This is a genomic window from Endozoicomonas sp. ALB032, from assembly GCF_049310125.1.
Lineage (GTDB): Bacteria > Pseudomonadota > Gammaproteobacteria > Pseudomonadales > Endozoicomonadaceae > Endozoicomonas_A.
In genome coordinates this window covers 1,609,037-1,629,961 of sequence record NZ_JBLYNW010000001.1, presented here as the reverse complement: position 1 = coordinate 1,629,961, position 20,925 = coordinate 1,609,037, and the positions used below count along the sequence as shown (strand labels likewise).

Below are 20,925 nucleotides of genomic sequence, written 5' to 3'. Positions count from 1 at the left end.
TTTGGGTCCCAGCGTGGGAACGAGTGATTCGATCTATATGACTCGATTTTGTCATGGAAGTTCAAACTATTGAGGTCATTGGCATTAAGAAAAAGAAGAGCCCTGATCCGGGAAAAGGATAGAAAGGCATTTTTTTTATTGAGAGCCCAGTGCAAAAATTACCATCAGGCTTTTGATATAACGCCGTTTGCTAATCGGTTCTGAGCAAAAATACGTTCATTCGATCATCAATCGTTCTTCCATAGCTCAGTGATTCTCACTTTGTAATCTCCACTGGTGGTCACCACATGTCGGCCATCGGCGCAGAAGGTGGCTGAGATGACGGCTTCATTGTGTACAACGGTGGCTTTTTTTACCCATGACCCATCCTTCCCCAGACCATAAATTTGTGCCGTGTTATCTTGGCTGGCGGTCACCACAAGGCAACCATCGACACTGAAGGTGGCGGATCGGACCCTATCTTTGTGGGCTATGGTGGCTTTTTTTACCCAGGATCCACCGGCCTCAAGGCCATAGATTCTGGCTGTTCTGTCAGCACTGGCGGTCACCAAATGGCTGCCATCGGCGCTGAAACTGGTTGAGTTGATCAACCCATTGTGTTCAATGGTAGTTTTTTTTACCCATGATCCAGGGGTCTCCTGACCATAGACTTTCGCCCTATAATCACTACCTCTGGTCACCAGATGGCGACTATTGGCGCTGAACCTGACAGAGTAGATAGATTCATCATGAGAAACCGTGGCTATTTCTTTCCATGATCCATCGTCCTGCAGGTCACATATTTTCGCTGTATTATCGTAACTGGCGGTTGCAAGATGTTGGCAATCTTCGCTGAAAGTGGCTGAGTTGATAACACGATTATGGGTAATGATGGCTTTGATTTCCCATGATCCGGTAGCCTCCTGAGCCCAGATTTTCAAAGTGTTATGTCCGATGCAGAACAACGCATGACGGCCATCGGAGCTGAGGCAGGCCCACTCGACACGACTCTCACCAGCAAGGGTAGCTTCTGCTTCCAATGGTCCATCGTCCTTCTGACCATAGATTGTCGCAACGCCAGATGTATCGACAACCAACAAATGACGGGCGTCGGCGCTGAAGCTGGCCGTCCTGATCGGAGTATCACAGTTAATAATGTATTTTGCTTCCCATGATCCATCGGTCTTCTGGCCGTAGATTTTCAGCGTCTTGTCGAAACTGGCGGTCAACACATGGCGACCATCAGCACTGAAGGTGGCTGAGACGACCCAACGATTATGGGAAATGGTGGCTTTTGCTTCCCATGATCCATCTTCCTTCATACTATAGATTCGCGCCCAGAGAATACTGATGACCAACGCATGGCGGTTATCGGTACTGAAAATGGCTTTTTGGACCCAACCACTATCGGGAGTGGAGGCTTTTACTTTCCATGATCCATCGGTCTCCTGGCTGCAGATCTTCACTGTATCATCCAAACTGGCGGTCACTAAGTGGCGGCTATCGGTGCTTAAAGTGGCTACCGAGATTTTGTCAAGATGGGTCATTTCGGTTTTTGTCTTTAAGTTAAATGTTTCACTTTGAGACATCAGTTTACTGTTGTTGAAAAAGAGCAGAGCAGGAAAATAAGTACTCTTTTGTTGTTTTACGAGTGACTCAACAGCGTTCTTATTCGCAAAGGGTTTCAACCAGTCACGGAGTTGTTGTTCATCTTTTGTCGTAGCGATGGTCTTCAGTTGATATTGGAGTGGTGAAGGCAACTGGCGATACCAAGCTCTTTCCAGAGCTTTATGGTTTTCAACAAGATCGCGAAAATATTTGCATACCTTTACTAAACGGGTAATGTCCCGAAAACCCAGATAGCGAATGATCATGGTTTTTGATTCGTCGGGCAAACAGAAGAATGAAGATTGATTTTGGTCATATGCAGTAACATCCCTGCCTGCAACCCTGCCCGTTGGCGCTGGCTCGAGTCGAGGCTGCTCAGGTGTTGGCGAGAGTGAACCGTCATTACTGGAATTGTTGTTCAAAGGGGTCATGAGCAGCTCCTCCAGAGCTTCGGAGTTAATATTTATCCCCGCATAGAAAAGCGCGCATAGAAAAGGACATTCAAAATGAATAAATCTGGTTCCCATGCTTTCAGGCGCTTTGGGTCCCAGCGTGGGAACGAGTGATTCGATCTGTTTGACTCAGTTTTGTCATGGAAGTTCAAACTATTGAGGTCAGTGGCATTAAAAAGAAGAGCCCCGATCCGGGAAAAGGATAGAAAGGCATTTTTTTTATTGAGAGCCCAGTGCAAAAATTACCATCAGGCTTTTGATATAACGCTGTTTGCTAATCGGTTCTGAGCAAAAATACGTTCATTCGATCATCAATCGTTCTTCCATAGCTCAGTGATTCTCACTTTGTAATCTCCACTGGTGGTCACCACATGTCGGCCATCGGCGCAGAAGGTGGCTGAGATGACGGCTTCATTGTGTACAACGGTGGCTTTTTTTACCCATGACCCATCCTTCCCCAGACCATAAATTTGCGCCGTGTTATCGTGGCTGGCGGTCACCACAAGGCAACCATCGACACTGAAGGTGGCGGATCGGACCGTATCTTTGTGGGCTATGGTGGCTTTTTTTACCCAGGATCCACCGGCCTCAAGGCCATAGATTCTGGCTGTTCTGTCAGCACTGGCGGTCACCAAATGGCTGCCATCGGCGCTGAAACTGGTTGAGTTGATCAACCCATTGTGTTCAATGGTAGTTTTTTTTACCCATGATCCAGGGGTCTCCTGACCATAGACTTTCGCCCTATAATCACCACCTTTGGTCACCAGATGGCGACCATTGGCGCTGAACCTGACAGAGTAGATAGATTCATCATGAGAAACCGTGGCTATTTCTTTCCATGATCCATCGTCCTGCAGGTCATATATTTTCGCTGTATTATCGAAACAGATGGCTGCAAGATGGCGGCAATCGTCGCTAAAGGTGGTTGCGCTGACAATATGATTATGTGTAATTGTGGCTTTGACTTCCCATGATCCAAGGGCTTCCTGACCGTAGATTTTCAAAGTGTTAGGTCCAACGCGGATCAACGCATGACGGCCATCGGAGCTGAGGCAGGCCCAATTGACATCACTCTCACCAGTAAGGTTGGCTTTTACTTCCCATGATCCATCGTCTTTCTGACCATAGATTATCGGAGTGTCAGATGAAGTAAGGACCAATAGACGACGGCCATCGGCGCTGAAGCTGGCCAACCAGATCGAAAGATCATAGTTAATACTGTATTTTACTTCCCATGATCCATCGGTCTTCTGGCCATAGATTTTCAGCGTATTATTGAAACTGACTGTCAACACATGCTGACCATCAGCACTGAAGGCGGCTGAAATGACCGAATTATTATGGGAAATGCTGGCTTTTGCTTCCCATGATCCATCCTCCTTCGTACCATAGATTTCCACCCTGAAACGATTGACGACCAACACATGCCGGTTATCAGTGCTGAAAAAAGCTTTTTTGACCCAACCATTTTTGGGAATGGAGGCTTTTAGTTTCCATGATCCATCGGTTTCCTGACTACAGATTTTCACTGTACCATCAAAACTGGCGGTCACTAAGTTACGGCTATCGGCGCTTAAGGTGACTACAAAGATATCATTAGGATGGGTCATTTCGGTTTTTGTCTTTAAGTTAAATGTTTCACTTTGAGACATCAGTTTACTGTTGTTGAAAAAGAGCAGAGCAGGAAAATAAATACTCTTTTGTTGTTTTACGAGTGACTCGACAGTGTCCATATTCGTAAACGGTTTCAACCAGTCACGGAGTTGTTGTTCATCTTTTGTCGTAGCGATGCTCTTCAGTTGATATTGGAGTGGTGAAGGAAACCGGCGATACAAGGCTCTTTCCAGAGCTTTTTGGTTTTCAACAAGATCGCGAAAATATTTGCAGACCTTTACTAAACGGGTAATCTCCCGAAAACCCAGATAGCGAATAATCATGGTTTTTGATTCGTCGGGCAAACAGAAGAATGAAGATTGATTTTGGTTATATGCAGTAACATCCCTGCCTGCAACCATGCCCGTTGGCGCTTGCTCGAGTTGAGGCTGCTTAGGTGTTGGTGAGAGTGAACCGTCATTACTGGAATTATTGTTCAAAGGGGTCATGAGCAGCTCCTCCAGAGCGCCAGGGTCAATATTTATCCCCGCATAGAAAAAGGATATTTAAAATGAATAATATCCGGTTCCCATGCTTTCAGGCCCTGTGGGTCCCAGCGTGGGAAAAAGTTGTTAAATTGATTCGATCTGTTTGACCCGGTTTTGTCATGGAAGTTCAAACTATTGAGGTCATTGGCATTAAGAAAAAGAAGAGCCCTGATCCGGGAAAAGGATAGAAAGACATTTTTTTATTGAGAGCCTGGTGCAAAAAATTGCCATCGGGCTTTTGACATAACGCTGTCTGCTAATCGCTTCTGAGCAATAATACGTTCATTCGGTCATCAATCCCTCTTCACCAGTTCAGTGATTCTCGCCGTTTTATCTTTACTGGCGGTCGCCACATGTCGGCTATCCATGCTGAATTTGGCTGAGGTGACTGCACTCTTGTGGTTAATGGTGGCTTTTTCTACCCATGACCCACTGCTCCCCAGACCATAAATTTTCGCTGTTTTGTCGCAACTCGCGGTCACCACGAGGCATGCATCGGCGCTGAAAGTGGCTGACAGGACCCAATCGTCGTGGGTGATGGTCACTTTTTCTACCCATGACCCATCGGCCCGGAGGCCATAAATTTTCGACGTATTGTCAGCACTGGCGGTCACCACATGGCAGCAATCGGCGCTGAAATTGGCTGAGATGACTGCCTTCTCATGTTGAATGGTGATTTCTTCTTTCCATGATCCATCGCTCTGCAGGCCATGGATTTTTGCCGTTTCATCTTGGCTGGTGGTCACCAGATAAAGGCCATCGGCACTGAATTTGGCTAAGTAAACCGCATCATCGTGGGAAATGGTGGCGACTTCTTCCCATGACCCACTGGTCCGCAGGCTCTGGATTTTTGCCGTCTTATCTCCACTGGCGGTTACCATATGGCGGCCATCAGCACTGAAGGCAGCTGAGAAGACCGTGAGATTATGGGTAATAGTGGCTTTTACTCCCCATAATCCATTGGCCTGCTGAACGTAGATTGCTACATTGTTATCTCCACAGACCAACAAATGACTGCCATCGGAGCTGAAGCTGGCCCAATCGGCCACAGCATAATGGTGAATAATGGCCTCTTCTTCCCATGAACCATCGTCTGCCTGAGCACAGATTTTTGCCGTGCAATCGTCACTGGTGGTTACCAGGCGTTGGCCATCAGCACTGAAGGTGGCTGAGTTGACCTTTCTGTTATGGAAAATGGTTTTTTTTACTTCCCATGACCCATCGTCCGCCCGACCACAGATTTTCGCTGTGTGATCACGACTGGCGGTCACCAAGTGACGGCCATCGACACTGAAGGTAGCTGATATGACCCGATTATAATGGTTAATGATGGCTTTTTTTTTCCATGATCCATTGGTCTTCTGGTCACAGATTCGCACCGTATTATCGAGACTTGCGGTCGCGAAATGTCGGCTATCAGCACTAAAGTTGGCCGTGTTGACATCGTCAAAGTGTTTAATTTTGGTTTTTGTTACGGGCTTGAATGTTTCACATCGAGCCATTTGTTTACTGTTGGTGAAAAGGAACAGCGCCGGAAAATAAGCATTATTCCGTTTTTTTACGAGTGACTTTACAGTGCCCTTATTCGCAAACGGCTTCAACCAATCGCTGAGTTGTTGATCATTTTTTGCTGCAAAGATTGTTTTCAGTTGATATTGGTGTGGTGAAGAAAATCGGCGATACCATGCTCTTTCCAGAGCCTTATCTTTTTTTATGAGATGGTGAAAATATCTGCATACCTTTGCTAAACGGGTAATCTCCCGAAAACCTAAACAGCGTATAATCATGGAATGTGTCAGGTCGGACAAATCGAGGAATGAAGGTGTTTTTTGGTCATTTACGGTAACCTGTCTGCCGGCGCTGACACCCGTTGGGATTCCCTCCAGTCGAGGTCGCTTGGGCGTTGGCGCGAGTGGACCGTCAATGCTGGAATGGCTTTTCATGGCGTCCATGTCTGATTTCTCCGTAGCTCTGAGGTCGGTATTTATCGTCGCTCAGGAAGGACATTCAAAATTGATTCGATCTTTTAGAGTTGGTTTTATAATGGGAGTTCATAACATTGAGGCCAGTGAAACTAACGAAAAACTGAGCCCTGATTCGGGAAAATGACAGAAAGACATTTTTTTATTCTATGATCAACCGTTCTTCTGAAGTTCAGTAATTCTTGCCGTGTCATCATAGCAGGTGGTCACCACATTTCGGATATCGGGGCTGAAGTTAGCTGAGTTGACAGTTCGCTTGTGTTCAATGATGGCTTTTACCAGCCATGACCCATCGGCCTCCAGACCACAAATTTTTGCTTTACAGTCCCGACTGGTGGTTACCAGATGATGGCCATCAGCACTGAAGGTGGCTGAAAGGACAGGGCCCTCATGGGTAATGTTGGCTTTTTTTGCCCAGGTTCCATCGGTCTGCAGACCATAAATTTTCGCCGTACGATCGTCACTGGCGGTTACCAGATGGCAACCATCGGCACTGAAGATGGCAGAGCAGACCCAATCATTATGGGTAATGGTGGTTATTCTTTGCCATGACCCATCGGACTTCAGGCCATAGATTTTTGCCGTGAAATCCCGGCTTGCGGTTACCAGATGGAGGCAATCGGCGCTGAAGTTGGCTGAGGTGATAAAATTACCATGTTGAATCGTGGCTGTTTTTTTCCATGATCCATCGACCTGCAGGTTAAAGATATTCGCCGCGTAATCGAAACTGGTGGTTACCAGATGGCAGCTATGGGTGCTGAAGTTGGCTGAGTCGATTGGGCTATCGTGTGGAATGACGGCTTTTCCTACCCATGATCCAGCGTCTGACTGACAATAGATTTCCAGAGCGAAATTTAAACCGTAGATCGCCAGATGACGGCCATCGGGGCTGAAACTGGCCGAAACGTTCTGACGAATGAGGTGGATAGTGTCCTCCAATTCCCATGATACATTGTCCACCTGAACAAAGATTTTCGCCGTATGATCTTCACCGACAATCACCACACGGCGCCCATCTGCACTGAAGTTGGCTGACTTGACACCGACAACATGGGGAATGATGGCATTTGCTTTCCATGATCCATCGTCCTCCCGACCGTAGATATTCACTGTCTTATCATAAATGGTGGCCAACACATGATGGCTGTCGGAGCTGAAGCTGGCCGACCTGACTGAACCGTTATGGGTAATGTTGGCGGTTTCTTGCCATGTCCCACCAGACTGCTGGCTATAGATTTTCAGCGTCCTGTCCAAACTGGCAGTTAACAGATGGCGGCTATCGGCGCTGAAGGTGGCTGTTTCGATTTTGTAGGAATGAGTAATTCTGGCTTTTTCTGCTAACTTGAATTTTCTACATTCAGACATCAGTTTACTGTTGATGAAAAGGAGCTGAAGAGGAAAATAAGTACTTTCCTGCTGTTTTAAAAGTGACTCGACAGTGTCTTTATTCGCAAACGGTTGCAACCAATCGCGGAGTTGTTGCTCATCTTTTGTCGCAATCATAGCTTTTAATTGATGTTGGTGTGATGAAGGAAACCGGCGATACCATGCACTTTCCATAGCTTTATGATTTTTAACAAGATCGCGAAGATATCTGCATACCTTTACTAAATGAGTAATCTCTCGAAAGCCCAGATAACGAATAATCATCGTTTTTGTTTCGTCGGGCAAACGGAAGAAGAAAGATTGATGTTGGTTATAGACAGTAACGTCCCTGCCCGCACTGATACCCGTTGGCGCGGCTTCCAGTCGAGGTTGCTTCGGTGTTGTCGAGGGTGGACCGTCAATGCCGGAATTGTTGTTAAGAGGATTCATTCTCGGATCCTTCAAAAATTCAGATTCAGTATTTATCCTTGCCTGGAAAGGACATTCAAAATTGATTAGACCGTTTAGACTCGGTTCTATGATGAAAGTTCACAAGTGGAACATTCGATCATCAGTCGTTCTTCTGCAGTTCAATGATTTTCGCCGTGCAATCTTTTTTACTTATGGTCAACACATTTCGGCCATCGGGGCTGAAGATGGCCCACAGGATCCCAAAACTGTCAGAAATGATGGCTTTTTTCTCCCATGATCCTTTGGGTCCCGGGCCATAAATTTTCGCTGTACAATCCAGACTGGCGGTTACTAAATGACAACTATCGGGACTGAAGGCGGCTGACAGGACATAATCTCTGTGGCAAATAGTGGCTTTTACTTTCCATGATCCATCAGCCTGCAGGCAGTGGATTTTTGCCGTGTTATCCATACTGGTGGTCACCATATGGCTGCTATCAGGGCTGAAGCTGGCCGACATGATCCGGTCGTTATGCTTAAAGGTGTATTTTACTTGCCATGGCCCATCGGTTTGCGGGCCATGGATTTCTACCGTGTTATCCTCATATACGGTCAACAGATGGCGGCTATCGGGACTGAAGGTGGCTGAATAGAGCCGATCATTATGGGTAATGATGGTGATTTTTTCCCATGATCCATCGGACTGCAGGCCATAGATTTTTGCCGTACCCTCTTCGCTGGCGGTTGCCACATAGCTGCCATTGGCGCTAAAGCTGGCGGACCTGACTGAATTATCATGATTAATAGTGACTTTGACTTCCCATGAGCTATCGTCCTTCTGGCCGTAGATAGTTACATTGTTTTCTCCACAGACCAACAAATGACTGCTATCGGCGCTGAAGCTGGCCCCTAGGACCGTAGGATTTTGCCTGATAGTGTATTTTGTTTTCCATGATCCATCAGTCTCCTGGTCGTAGATTTTCACCGTCCCATCCATACAGCTGGTCAATAAGCAGCGACCATCGGTGCTGAAGGTGGCTGATGTGACCGAAAAACTGAGAGGGGTGGACATGGTGAGCTCAAATTCACGGGCAATGGTGTCTTTTACTTTCCACGAGCCATCGTCCTCCTGAGCACAGATTTTTGCATGGCAGTCGTGACTGTCGGTCACCATCAGATGACCATCGGGACTGAAAGTGGGTGACAAGATAAGACTCTCATGGGGAATGGTGGTGGTTTTTACTACCCATGATCCATCGGTCTTCTGGCCTGTGATTTTCGCTGTTTGATCAAGGTCGACAGTCACCAAATGGCTGCTATCGGGGCTGAAGGAAGCTTTATTTTTAGTCTCGACATTGGGAATTTCGATTTTTACCACCGGGCTGAATGTTTCACATTGAGACATCAGTTTACTGTTGGTGAAAAAGAGCTGAGCAGGAAAAAAAGTACTTTCTTTTTGTGTTAGAAGTGACTCGATAGTGTCCTTATCCGCAAATGCCTTCAACCAATCACGGAGTTGTTGTTCATCTTTTGTTCTGACGAGAGTATCCAGTGGATTTTGGTATGCTGAAGGAAACCGGCGGTACCATGCTTTTTCCAGAGCTTTTTCTTCGTTTACAAGATCGTAAAGATATTTGCATGTCTTTGCTAAACGGGTAACCTCGCGAAAAGCCAAATAGCGAACAATCATAGATTTTTGTTCGTCGGGCAAACAGAAAAATAAAGATTGCTTTTGGTTATAGATACTAACGTCCCTGCCTGCACTGACAGCCGTCGACGTTCCTTCCACTGGAGGTTGCTCAGGTATTAACGAGAGTGAACCGTCATTGCTGGAATGGTTGTTCAAAGGGGTCATATCGGGTTCCTCCAAAGCTCCTAAGTCAATATTTATCCTCACTTGGAAAGGGCATTCAAAATTGATTAAACCTTTTAGAGTCGGTTTTATAACGGAAGTTCAAAATATTCAGACCAGTGGAATTAAGAGAAACCGTTCGCACAAAAAACCACCACTCGCTTTGCTCGGTCATTTCTGCAAAAACACGTCTAATGTCGCCTGCCGTTATCAGGCTTTGTACTCATACAATCATCAATCGTTCCCCTGTAGTTCAGTGATTTTCACCTTGTAATCTTCTTCACTGGCGGTCAATAGATGTCGGCTATCGGCGCTGAAGGTGGCTGAGAAGAGGCTTGCATTGTGTTGAATGGTGGCTTTTTCTACCCATGTTCCATCCCTTCTCAGGCCATAAATTTTTGCCTTTCTGTCATGACTGGCGGTCACCACAAGGCAACCATCGGCACTAAAGTTGGCTGACAGGATATAACCTTTGTGGACAATGGTGGCTTTTATTACCCATGAACCATCTTCCTGCAGGCCATAGATTTTTGCTGTGTGATCCAGATTGACGATTGCCAGATGTCGGCTATCGGCGCTGAAGTTAGCCGAGTCGATCGGCTGTGTGAAGGTAAAGCTGCCTTTTTCTAACCATTTTCCAGCGGCATTCCGGGTATAGATTTTTGCCGTATTATCACCATCAATGGTCACCACATGGCGGCTATCGGCGCTGAAGTTGGCTGAGAAGACCACAACATCATGCTTAATCAGGGCTGTTTGTTTCCATGATCCATCGGACTGCAGGCCATAGATTTTCGCCGTGCAATCTCTACTGGCAGTTGCCAGGTGGCAGCTATCGGCGCTGAAGTTGGCAGACTCGACCCTGCCTATGTGTAGAGGAGGGTCATTTTTTACCCATGATCCGGCGGCCCCCAGACTGTAGATTTTCAGACCGTCTCCTATAATACAAACCGCCAGATGACGGCCATCGGAGCTGAACCTGGTCACAACGATAAGTCTCTCATCGATAGTGCCCTCTATTTCCCATGATCCATCTTCCGACTGACTATGGATCCCCAACACACCATCGCCGAAGGTGAACACATGGCGCCCATCAGCGCTGAAGTCGGCTGAAATGATTGATTTTTCATGGAAAATGGAGGCCTTCAGATCCCATGACCCATCGTCCTCCAAACCATGGATTGTCGCTGTTTGTTTTAGACTGGCGGTTAACAGATGGCGGCCATCGGGGCTGAAGGCGGCTGAAATGAGCCAGTCTCTATGGGTAATGGTGGTTTTTTCTTCCCATGATCCATCATCCTTCAGGGCGTAGATTTTCGCTGTGTGATCTTTACTGGCGGTTACCAGATGGCGGCCATTGGGGCTGAAATTAGCTAGAGAAACCTTATCATTATGGAAAATGGTGGTTTTTGGTTTCCATGTTCCATCGTCCTCCTGACCATAAACTTTCGCGGTATTATCATCACTTCCGGTCACCATATGGCGACCATCGGTGCTGAAGGTGGCCGTGTTGACTATTGCACCATGGGTGATTTCGATTTTTTCCACTAACTTGAATTTTTCACATCGAGACATCAGTTTACTGTTGGTGAAAAAGAGTTGAGCAGGAAAAAAAGTACTTTCTTTTTGTGTTAAAAGTGACTCGATAGTGTCCTTATTTGCAAACGGCATCAACCAATCACGGAGTTGTTGCTCATCTGTTGTTTTGACGAGGGTGTGCAGTGGATTTTGGTATTCTGAAGGAAATCGGCGGTACCATGCTCTTTCCAGAGCTTTTTCTTCTTTAACAAGATCGCGAAGGTATTTGCATGTCTTTGCTAAACGGGTAATCTCGCGAAAACCCAAATAGCGAACAATCATAGATTTTTGTTCGTCGGGCAAATAGAAGAATAAAGATTGCGTTTGGTTGTAGACAGTAACGTCTCTGCCTGTACTGACAGCCGTCGTCGTTCCTTCCATTGGAGGTCGCTCAGGTATTGACGAGAGTGAACCGTCATTGCTGGAATTGTTGTTCAAAGGGACCATGAGTAGCTCCTCCAGAGTCAATATTTATCCTCACATAGAAAAGGACATTCAAAATGGCTTCGTTCTAAATAGAGTCGGTTTTGTAATGGAAGTTCAAAATATTGAGTTAAGAAAAAGAAGAGTCCTGACCCGGGAAAAATACGCTCATTCGATCATCAATCGTTCTTCCATTAGTTCAGTGATTGTCGCCGTGTGATCATTACTTATGGTCAACACATTTCGGCCATCGGGGCTGAAGCTGACTAAGTAGACCGCAGCCCTGTGAGAAATGATGGCTTTTTCCCTCCATGATCCTGTGGGTTCCAGACCATAAATTTTCGCTGTTTTGTCATCACTCGCGGTCACTACCAGGCAGCTATCGGGACTGAAGCTGGCTAATTTGACCTCCTTATCGTGGTAAACAGTGGCTTTTACATCCCATGATCCATCAGCCTGCAGGCTATGAATTTTTGCCGTGTTATCCTCACTGGTGGTCACCATATGGATGCTATCAGGGCTGAAGCTGGCCGATGTGATCTGGGCGTTATGGGCAAAGGTGTATTCTTCTTTCCATGAACCATCGGTTTGCAGGCCGTGGATTTTTACCGTCTTGTCACTGATGGTCACAACATGGCCGCCATCGGGGCTGAAGGTGGTGGATTCGACCCAATTATCATGGGGAATGATGGCCATTTTGTCCCATGATCCATTGGCCTGCAGGCCATAGATTTTTGCCTCGCAATCGACACCAGCGGTCACCACAAGACTGCCATCGGGGCTGAAGGTGGCCCTCACGACTGCAAGTGATTCGTTATGAGGAATGGTGGTTTTTACTTTCCATGAGCCATCGTCCTCCTGACCATAGATTGTCACAGTCTTGTCTCCACCTGAGGCCGACAAATGACTGCTATCGGGGCTGAAGCTGGCCCATTTGACCGGTGAATTATGCCAGATAGTGTATTTTGCTTCCCATGATCCATCGGTTTTCTGGCCACAGATTTTCAACGTTCTATCCAAACTGGCGGTCAATAAGTAGCGGTCATCAGTGCTGAAGCTGGCTGAACTGACCACAAAATCATGGTGAATGGTGGCTTTTACTTTCCACGATCCATCGTCTTCCAGAACACAGATTTTCGCTTGGTCGTCGGTACCTGCCACCATTTGATGACCATCGCCGCTGAAGCTGGTTGAGAAGACAAAACCTTCATTAGCAATGGCAAGTTTTGCTTCCCATGATCCATCGGTCTTCTGGCCAGTTATTTTCACTGCATCAAAGTCGGCAGTTACCACATGGCAGCTGTCAGGGCTGAAGGAGGCTTTTCGGATAGCCCCGGTATGGGGGATTTCGATTTTTTTCACCGGGTTGAATGTTTTACATTCAGACATCAGTTTACTGCTGGTGAAAAAGAGTTGAGCAGGAAAAAAAGTACTTTCTTTTTGTGTTAAAAGTGACTCGATAGTGTCCTTATTCGCAAACGGCATCAACCAATCACGGAGTTGCTGCTCATCTTTTGTTTTGACGAGGGTCTTCAGTGGATTTTGGTATTCTGAAGGAAACCGGCGGTACCATGCTCTTTCCAGAGCTTTTTCATCTTTAACAAGATCGCGAAGGTATTTGCATGTCTTTGCTAAACGGGTAATCTCGCGAAAACCCAAATAGCGAACAATCATAGATTTTTGTTCGTCGGGCAAACAGAAGAATAAAGATTCATTTTGGTTGTAGACAGTAACGTCCCTGCCTGCACTGACAGCCGTCGACGTTCCTTCCATTGGAGGTCGCTCAGGTATTGACGAGAATGGACCGTCATTGCTGGAATTGTTTTTCAAAGGGTTCATGTCGGGTTACTCCAAAGCTCCACAGCCAGTATTTATGCTCGCTTGAAGAAGGCATTCAAGCTTGATTAGATTCTGTTGCAGTTAGAGTCGATTTTGTAATGGAAGTTCATAACATTAATGTCAGTGAAACAATCAATCACCAATCATTCTTCTGTAGTTCAGTGATTCTTGCTTTGTTATCTCTGGAAACGGTCATCACAGTTCGGGCATCGGCGCTGAAGCTGGCTGAGACAACCTCCCCGTTGTGAGGAATGATGGCTTTTTCCCGCCATGATCCTGTGGGTTCCAGACCATAAATTTTCGCTGTTTTGTCATCACTCGCGGTCACTACCAGGCAGCTATCGGGACTGAAGCTGGCTAATTTGACCTCCTTATCGTGGTAAACAGTGGCTTTTACTTCCCATGATCCATCAGCCTGCAGGCTATGAATTTTTGCCGTGTTATCCTCACTGGTGGTCACCATATGGATGCTATCAGGGCTGAAGCTGGCCGATGTGATCCGGGCGTTATGGGCAAAGGTGTATATTTCTTTCCATGAACCATCGGTTTGCAGGCCGTGGATTTTTACCGTCTTGCCACTGATGGTCACCACATGGCCGCCATCGGGGCTGAAGGTGGCGGATTTGACCCAATTATCATGGGGAATGATGGCCATTTTGTCCCATGATCCATTGGCCTGCAGGCCATAGATTTTTGCCTCGCAATCGACACCAGCGGTCACCACAAGACTGCCATCGGGGCTGAAGGTGGCCCTCACGGCTGCAGATGATTCGTTATGAGGAATGGTGGCTTTTACTTTCCATGAGCCATCGTCCTCCTGACCATAGATTGTCACAGTGTTATCTCCATCTGAGACCAACAAATGGCTGACATCGGCACTAAAGCAGGCCGATATGATCGGAGAATTATGCCAGATAGTGTATTTTGGTTCCCAGGATCCATCGGTCTCCCGGGTGCAGATTTTCACCGTCATATCCAAACTGGCGATCAATAAGTAGCGGTCATCAGGGCTGAAGTTGGCTGAGCTGAGCGGAAGTCCATGGGAAATGGTGGTTTTTACTTTCCACGATCCATCGTCCTCCAGAACACAGATGTTGTTCGTACGGCTGCTATTACCAGCGGTCACCATTTGATGACCATCGGCGCTGAAGGTGGCTGAGAAGACAGCACCTTCATTAGGAATGGCGAGTTTTGCTTCCCATGATCCATCGGACTTCTGGCCAGTTATTTTCACTGCATCAAGAAAGGCGGCAGTTACCACATGACAGCTATCAGGGCTGAAGGAGGCTTTTCGGATAGCCTCGGTATGGATGATTTCGATTTTTTTCACCGGGTTGAATGTTTTACATTGAGACATCAGTTTACTGCTGGTGAAAAAAAGCTGATGAGGAAAAAAAGTACTTTCTTTTTGTTTTAAAAGTGACTCGATGGTGTCCTTATCTGCAAATGTCTTCAACCAATCACGGAGTTGTTGCTTGTCTTTTGTTCTGATGAGAGTCTTCAGTGGATTTTGGTATGCTGAAGGAAACCGGCGGTACCATGCTTTTTCCAGAGCTTTTCCTTCTTTAACAAGATCGCGAAGATATTTGCATGTCTTTGCTAAACGGGTAATCTCGCGAAAACCCAAATAGCGAACAATCATAGATTTTTGTTCGTCGGGCAAACAGAAGAATAAAGATTCATTTTGGTGATAGACACTAACGTCCCTGCCTGCACTGACAGTCGTCGACGTTCCTTCCATTGGAGGTTGCTCAGGTATTGACGAGAATGGACCGTCATTGCTGGAATTGTTTTTCAAAGGGTTCATATCGGGTTACTCCAAAGCTCCACAGCCAGAATTTATGCTCGCTTGAAGAAGGCATTCAAGCTTGATTAGATTCTGTTGTAGTTAGAGTCGATTTTGTAATGGAAGTTCATAACATTAAGGTCAGTGAAACAATCAATCACCAATCATTCTTCTGTAGTTCAGTGATTCTTGCTTTGTTATCTCTGGAAACGGTCATCACAGTTCGGGCATCGGCGCTGAAGCTGGCTGAGACAACCTCCCCGTTGTGAGGAATGATGGTTTTTTCCCGCCATGATCCAGCAACCTGCAGGCCGCTGATTTTCGCCGTGTTATCATCGCTGGTGGTTACTACATGAAGGCAATCGGCGCTGAAGTTGGCAGAGTTGACCGCCCCGTTGTGGTGAATGCAGGCTTTTTCTTCCCATGATGCATTGAGCTTGTGGCTATAGATTTTCGCCGTGTTATCAGCACTGGCGGTCACCAGATGGCGGCCATCAGCGCTGAAGTTGGCTGCCCAGACCGCACCATCATGATGAATACTGGTTATTTCTTGCCATGATCCATCGGCTTGCAGGTCACAGATTTTTGCCGTGCTATCTAAACTGGCGGTCACCAGATGGCAGCTATCGGTGCTGAAGTTGACACAGGTGATTGTGCTCTTGTGTTGAAGCGGGGCTTTTTTTACCCATGATCCAGCGGCCCCCCGGGCATAAATTTTTAAAGTGTAATCTACACCGAGGATCACCAGGTGTCGGCCATCGGGACTGAGCCTGGCCGAAGTGACATAACGTTCATGAACAGTGTCCTCCAGTTTCCATGAGCTATCGTCCCACTGACTATGGGTCTTCACCGTTCTATCCCCACTGACGGTCACCACATGGCGGCCATCGGCACTGAAGTTGGCCAAATGAATCAATTTATCATGGGAAATGGTGGCTTTTACTTTCCATGATCCATCGTCCTCCAGACCATAGATCTTTGCTGTTTTATTGTGACTGGCGGTTAAGAGATGGCGGCCATCGGCGCTGAAGGTGGCTGAAATGACCCAATTATTATGGGTAATGGTGGTTTTTAATTCCCATGATCCATCGTTCTCCTGAACATATACTTTGACTGTTTTATCGGCACTGGCGGTCATCAGGTGGCGGCCATCGGCGCTGAAGTTGGCTGAAATGAGCAAATCTTCATGGGTAATGGTGGTTTTTGATTGCCATGATCCATCGTCTTGCTGAGCATAAATTTTCGCTGTTTTATCGGCACTGGCAGTCACCAGATGGCGGTCATCGGGGCTGAAGGTGGCCGTCTTGACTTTTCCAGCGTGGGTAATTTCGGTTTTATCCACAAACTTAAATTTTTCACACTGAGACATCAGTTTACTGTTAGTGAAAATTAACTGAGCAGGAAAATAAATACTCTTTTGTTGTTTTAAAAGTGACTCGACAGTGGCCCTGTCGGCAAACGGCTTTAACCAATTACGGAGTTGCTGCTCATCTTTTGTCCTGACAATGGTCTTTGGCTGATATTGGTAGGGTGAAGGAAACTGGCGATACCAGGCTCTTTCCAGAGCTTTATTGTTTTCAACAAGATCGCGAAGATATTTGCATACCTTTTTTAAACGGGTAATCTCGCGAAAGCCCAAATAGCGAATAATTATACGCTGTGTTAATTCGGGTAAATTCAGGAATGAACTTTGACTTTCCTCGTAGACAGTCACTTCCTTACCTGCACTGAAACCTGTTGGTGCTTCCTCCGGCTGAGGTTGCCCAGGTGTTGGTGAGAGTGAATTGTCAATGCAGGCATTGCTGTTTACTGGGTCCATGCCTGATTTCTCTTAAACTCCAAAGTCACAACTTATCCCTGCCTGGAAAGGACATTCGAAATTGATTCGATCTGTTTGACCCGGTTTTATAATGGAAGTTCAATAGGCTCATTCGATCATCAATCGTTCTTCCATAGTTCAGTGATTCTCACCTTGTCATCGTCACTAACGGTCACCACATGTCGGCTATCGGCGCTGAAGTTTGCTGAGGTGACTGCATAATCGTGTTGAATGATGGCTTTTTCCAGCCATGATCCACCCGGTTGCAGGCCACTGATTTTCGCTGTGTCATCATCACTGGCGGTCACAACATGGAGGCCATCGGTGCTGAATGTGGCTGAGTTGAGAATATCGTCATGAACAATTGTGGCTATTTCTTGCCATGATCCATCGGCCTGCAGGTTACAGATTTTCGCCGTGTTATCATGACTGGCGGTGACCAGATGGCGGCTATCGGCGCTGAAGGTGGCTGAGATAACAGATCGGTCATGATCAATTGTGACTATTTTCTTCCATGATCCATCGTCTTGCAGGCTAAAGATTTTTACTTTGCCATCCCCGCCGGCGGTCGCCAGGTGGCAGCTGTCGGCACTGAATTTGGCAGAGGCGGTGGTACTGTACACAAGGGAGTTTTTTTCTACCCATGACCCAGCAGCCCCCTGAACATAGATTTTTTGAACTGTATCTTCACCGAAGATCACCAGATGGCGGCCATTGGGGCTGAGATTGGCCGATCTGATAAATCTTTGATGAATAGTGTCCTCTACTTCCCATGATCCATCGTCCCCCTGGCTAAGGATTTTCACCTCATCACTTCCGGTGATCACCGCATGACGGCTATCAGCACTGAAGGAGGCTGAAAGGACCGGGATAGTATGGGTAATGGTGGTTTTTATTTCCCATGATCCATCCTCCTCCAGACCATAGATTTTCGCTGTTTTATCGTTACTGGCGGTGACCAGAAGACGGCCATCGTCGCTGAAGGTGGCTGTATTGATCTTGCAAGTGTGGGTAATGGTGGCTGTTATTTTCGATGTTTCATCGTCTTCCAGACCATAGATTCTTGCTGTTCTATCGACATTGACGGTCACCAGATGGTGGCCATCGTGGCTGACGTTGGCAGAGAGGACACTAGGATCATGGGAAATGGCGACTTTTGGTTCCCATGATCCATCGTCTTTCTGAACATAGATTTTCACTGTTCTATCGCGACGGTTCATCTGGTAGAAGTGATCGTGACCGGTGGTCACCAGATGGCGGTCATCGGGGCTGAAGGTGGCCGACTTGACTCTGTCTCTATAGGGGATTTCGGCTTTATCCACTAACTTGAATTTTTTACATTGAGACATCAGTTTACTGTTGATGAAAAGTAACTGAGCAGGAAAATAAAGACTCTTTTGTTGTTTTATGAGTGACTCGACAGTGCCCCTGTCCGCAAACGGCTGCAACCAATTACGGAGTTGTTGCTCATCTTTTGCCCTGAGGATGGACTTTAGTTGAAATTGGTACGGCGAAGGAATCTGGCGATACCAGGCTCTTTCCTGAGCTTTATCGTTTTCAACCAGATCGCGAAGCTGTTTGCACACCTGTTTTAAACGGGTAATCTCGCGAAAGCCCAGATAGCGAATAATTATACGCTGTGTTATTTCCGGTAAATTCAGGAATGAACTTTGATTTTCCTCGTAGACAGTCACTTCCTTACCTGCACTGAAACCTGTTGGTGCTTCCTCCGGCTGAGGTTGCCCAGGTGTTGGTGAGAGTGAATTGTCAATGCTGGCATTGCTGTTTACTGGGTCCATGCCTGATTTCTCTTAAACTCCAAAGTCACAACTTATCCCTGCCTGGAAAGGACATTCGAAATTGATTCGATCTGTTTGACCCGGTTTTATAATAGAAGTTCAAAAGAGTGAGCTATAAGTACCTAACCAGTTGGTTTCGCATATTCTGGACGGCGGCTTTTTCCATCCTTCTGCGTTCCAACTCTGGTTGCGTAGCTAAGGCTACGCGCGTTCTTCCATAGTTCAGTGATTCTCATTTTGCGATCGTTAGTGACGGTCACCACATGTCGGCTATCGGCGCTGAAGATGGCTGAGATGACTTCAATATTGTGTTGAATGATGGCCTTTACCCGCCATGATCCACCCCGTTGCAGGCCACTGATTTTTGCCGTTTTATCACAGCTGGTGGTCACAACATGGAGACCATCGTTGCTGAATGTGGCTGAGCGGACAGAGTCGTCATGAACAATTGTGGCTGTTTCTTTCCATGATCCATCGGCCTGCAGGTTACAGATTTTCGCCGTGTTATCATTGCTGGCGGTGATCAGATGGTGGCTATCGGCGCTGAATCTGGCTGAGCGGACAGAATCGTCATGAACCAATGTGGTTATTTCTTGCCATGATCCATCGTCCTGCAGGTTACAGATTTTCACTGTGCGATCAAAACTGGCGGTTGCCAGGTGACAGCTATCGGCACTGAAAATGCAACAAGTGATGCTACATCCGTGTTTGAGGCTGAGTTTTTCTACCCATGATCCAGCAGCCCCCTGACCATAGATTTTTAGAACAAAATTTACATATAAGATCATCAGATGACGGCCATCGGGGCTGAGCTTGGCCGTAATGATAGATATTGCATGACTTCGACGACCTGCATGAATAGTGTCCTCTAGTTCCCATGATCCATCGTTAACCTGACTTAGGATCTTTATCTTATTATCCCAGCCGATGGCCACCAGATGACGGCCATCAGCACTGAAGGTGGCTGAAAGGACATAGTGAGTATGAGGAATGGTGGCTTTTATTTCCCATGATCCATCCTCCTTCAGACCATAGATTTTCGCTGTTTTATCCTTACTGGCGGTGACCAGATGACGGCCATCGGCACTGAAGGTGGCTGTATTGATCTGGCGAGTATTGGTAAAGGTGGCTTTTACATTCGATGTTCCATCGTCCTCCAGACCATAGATTGTTAAAGTTTTATCGACATTAACGGTCACCAGATGGCGGCCATCGGGGCTGACCCTGGCCAAGAGGAAGCTGTGATCATGGGAAATGGCGACTTTGGGTTGCCATGATCCATCGTCTTTTTGAACGTAGATTTTCACTGTTTTATCGAAACTGGCAGTCACCAGATGGCGGCCATCGGGGCTGAAGGTGGGCATCATGACTTGGGATCTATGGGAGATTTCGGCTTTTTCCACTAACTTGAATCTCTCACATTGAGACATCAGTTTACTGTTGATGAAAACTAACTGAGCAGGAAAATAAAGACTCTTTTGTTGTTTTATGAGTGACTCGACAGTGCCTCTGTCCGCAAACGTTTGCAACCAATTACGGAGTTGTTGTTCATCCTTTGCCCTGATGAGAGTCTTCAGTGGATTTTGGTATGCTGAAGGAATCTGGCGATACCAGGCTCTTTCCTGAGCTTTATCATCTTCAACAAGGTCGCGAAGCTGTTTGCACACCTGTTTTAAACGGGTAATCTCGCGAAAGCCCAGATAGCGAATAATTATACGCTGTGTTATTTCCGGTAAATTCAGGAATGAACTTTGACTTTCCTCGTAGACAGTCACTTCCTTACCTGCACTGAAACCTGTTGGTGCTTGCTCCTGCTGAGGTTGCCCAGGTGTTGGCAAGAGTGAATTGTCAATGCTGGCGTTGCTGTTTACTGGGTCCATGTCTGATTTCT

The 20,925-nt window shown here is 46.7% G+C and carries 11 protein-coding genes; all 11 read right to left on the bottom strand.

What is annotated here, in order from left to right:
* Positions 1-227: 227 nt before the first annotated feature.
* The 11 genes from ACO6VG_RS05405 to ACO6VG_RS05355 all read right to left on the bottom strand — a co-directional run bounded on the left by ACO6VG_RS05405 (position 228) and on the right by ACO6VG_RS05355 (position 20,914).
* Entirely contained in the window at positions 228-2,018 is a 1,791-nt protein-coding gene (locus tag ACO6VG_RS05405; RefSeq protein ID WP_422473057.1) for an F-box/WD repeat-containing protein, read from the bottom strand.
* 332 nt (positions 2,019-2,350) lie between these two features.
* Entirely contained in the window at positions 2,351-4,141 is a 1,791-nt protein-coding gene (locus ACO6VG_RS05400; RefSeq protein ID WP_422473055.1) for an F-box/WD repeat-containing protein, read from the bottom strand.
* A 332-nt stretch (positions 4,142-4,473) separates the two neighbouring features.
* A complete protein-coding gene (locus ACO6VG_RS05395; protein WP_422473053.1) occupies positions 4,474-6,132 on the bottom strand; it encodes an F-box/WD repeat-containing protein in 1,659 nt (552 codons plus the stop codon).
* A 183-nt stretch (positions 6,133-6,315) separates the two neighbouring features.
* The gene (locus ACO6VG_RS05390) at positions 6,316-7,977 is read right to left on the bottom strand and encodes an F-box/WD repeat-containing protein (RefSeq protein WP_422473051.1); all 1,662 of its coding nucleotides are present in this window, start codon (positions 7,975-7,977) and stop codon (positions 6,316-6,318) included.
* 121 nt (positions 7,978-8,098) lie between these two features.
* Positions 8,099-9,793: an F-box/WD repeat-containing protein gene (locus tag ACO6VG_RS05385; RefSeq protein ID WP_422473049.1), complete on the bottom strand. Its 1,695-nt coding sequence runs from the start codon at positions 9,791-9,793 to the stop codon at positions 8,099-8,101.
* Between the two features lie 231 nt (positions 9,794-10,024).
* Positions 10,025-11,815 carry an F-box/WD repeat-containing protein gene (locus ACO6VG_RS05380; RefSeq protein WP_422473047.1) on the bottom strand — a complete coding sequence of 597 codons (1,791 nt, stop codon included), beginning with the start codon at positions 11,813-11,815 and terminating at the stop codon, positions 10,025-10,027.
* A gap of 144 nt (positions 11,816-11,959) precedes the next feature.
* Complete coding sequence (locus ACO6VG_RS05375) at positions 11,960-13,630, bottom strand: F-box/WD repeat-containing protein (RefSeq protein ID WP_422473045.1); 1,671 nt, start codon at positions 13,628-13,630, stop codon at positions 11,960-11,962.
* Positions 13,631-13,766: 136 nt separating this feature from the next.
* A complete protein-coding gene (locus ACO6VG_RS05370; RefSeq protein ID WP_422473043.1) occupies positions 13,767-15,437 on the bottom strand; it encodes an F-box/WD repeat-containing protein in 1,671 nt (556 codons plus the stop codon).
* Positions 15,438-15,573: 136 nt separating this feature from the next.
* The gene (locus ACO6VG_RS05365; RefSeq protein ID WP_422473041.1) at positions 15,574-17,235 is read right to left on the bottom strand and encodes an F-box/WD repeat-containing protein; all 1,662 of its coding nucleotides are present in this window, start codon (positions 17,233-17,235) and stop codon (positions 15,574-15,576) included.
* A gap of 119 nt (positions 17,236-17,354) precedes the next feature.
* Positions 17,355-19,034 carry an F-box/WD repeat-containing protein gene (locus ACO6VG_RS05360; RefSeq protein ID WP_422473039.1) on the bottom strand — a complete coding sequence of 560 codons (1,680 nt, stop codon included), beginning with the start codon at positions 19,032-19,034 and terminating at the stop codon, positions 17,355-17,357.
* A gap of 122 nt (positions 19,035-19,156) precedes the next feature.
* Positions 19,157-20,914 carry an F-box/WD repeat-containing protein gene (locus ACO6VG_RS05355; RefSeq protein WP_422473037.1) on the bottom strand — a complete coding sequence of 586 codons (1,758 nt, stop codon included), beginning with the start codon at positions 20,912-20,914 and terminating at the stop codon, positions 19,157-19,159.
* Between the last annotated feature and the right edge of the window lie 11 nt (positions 20,915-20,925).

What these genes read in the sequence shown, in the direction of transcription:
- ACO6VG_RS05405 (WP_422473057.1), bottom strand. Translation starts at nt 2,018, where the DNA reads ATGACCCCTTTGAACAACAATTCCAGTAATGACGGTTCACTCTCGCCA.
- ACO6VG_RS05400 (WP_422473055.1), bottom strand. Translation starts at nt 4,141, where the DNA reads ATGACCCCTTTGAACAATAATTCCAGTAATGACGGTTCACTCTCACCA.
- ACO6VG_RS05395 (WP_422473053.1), bottom strand. Translation starts at nt 6,132, where the DNA reads ATGGACGCCATGAAAAGCCATTCCAGCATTGACGGTCCACTCGCGCCA.
- ACO6VG_RS05390 (WP_422473051.1), bottom strand. Translation starts at nt 7,977, where the DNA reads ATGAATCCTCTTAACAACAATTCCGGCATTGACGGTCCACCCTCGACA.
- ACO6VG_RS05385 (WP_422473049.1), bottom strand. Translation starts at nt 9,793, where the DNA reads ATGACCCCTTTGAACAACCATTCCAGCAATGACGGTTCACTCTCGTTA.
- ACO6VG_RS05380 (WP_422473047.1), bottom strand. Translation starts at nt 11,815, where the DNA reads ATGGTCCCTTTGAACAACAATTCCAGCAATGACGGTTCACTCTCGTCA.
- ACO6VG_RS05375 (WP_422473045.1), bottom strand. Translation starts at nt 13,630, where the DNA reads ATGAACCCTTTGAAAAACAATTCCAGCAATGACGGTCCATTCTCGTCA.
- ACO6VG_RS05370 (WP_422473043.1), bottom strand. Translation starts at nt 15,437, where the DNA reads ATGAACCCTTTGAAAAACAATTCCAGCAATGACGGTCCATTCTCGTCA.
- ACO6VG_RS05365 (WP_422473041.1), bottom strand. Translation starts at nt 17,235, where the DNA reads ATGGACCCAGTAAACAGCAATGCCTGCATTGACAATTCACTCTCACCA.
- ACO6VG_RS05360 (WP_422473039.1), bottom strand. Translation starts at nt 19,034, where the DNA reads ATGGACCCAGTAAACAGCAATGCCAGCATTGACAATTCACTCTCACCA.
- ACO6VG_RS05355 (WP_422473037.1), bottom strand. Translation starts at nt 20,914, where the DNA reads ATGGACCCAGTAAACAGCAACGCCAGCATTGACAATTCACTCTTGCCA.